Origin of the sequence: Burkholderia sp. SIMBA_062 (assembly GCF_046534765.1) — a bacterium.
Taxonomy (GTDB): Bacteria; Pseudomonadota; Gammaproteobacteria; order Burkholderiales; family Burkholderiaceae; genus Burkholderia; species Burkholderia ambifaria.
This window is the reverse complement of record NZ_JAWRYD010000118.1, coordinates 1-450: the sequence shown is the minus strand read 5'-3', so window position 1 is coordinate 450 and position 450 is coordinate 1. Positions and strand designations below refer to the sequence as shown.

The window sequence follows — 450 nt, the reverse complement described above, 5'->3', positions numbered from 1 at the left end:
CAGCTCGTGTCGTGAGATGTTGGGTTAAGTCCCGTAACGAGCGCAACCCTTGTCCTTAGTTACCAGCACGTGATGGTGGGCACTCTAAGGAGACTGCCGGTGACAAACCGGAGGAAGGTGGGGATGACGTCAAGTCATCATGGCCCTTACGGCCTGGGCTACACACGTGCTACAATGGTCGGTACAGAGGGTTGCCAAGCCGCGAGGTGGAGCTAATCTCACAAAACCGATCGTAGTCCGGATCGCAGTCTGCAACTCGACTGCGTGAAGTCGGAATCGCTAGTAATCGCGAATCAGAATGTCGCGGTGAATACGTTCCCGGGCCTTGTACACACCGCCCGTCACACCATGGGAGTGGGTTGCACCAGAAGTAGCTAGTCTAACCTTCGGGAGGACGGTTACCACGGTGTGATTCATGACTGGGGTGAAGTCGTAACAAGGTAGCCGTAG

1 rRNA gene is annotated in these 450 nt (G+C 55.6%); it reads left to right on the top strand.

Going from position 1 to position 450, the window contains the following annotated elements:
* A 16S ribosomal RNA gene (locus tag SB786_RS35650) occupies positions 1-450 on the top strand; the annotation flags it as partial.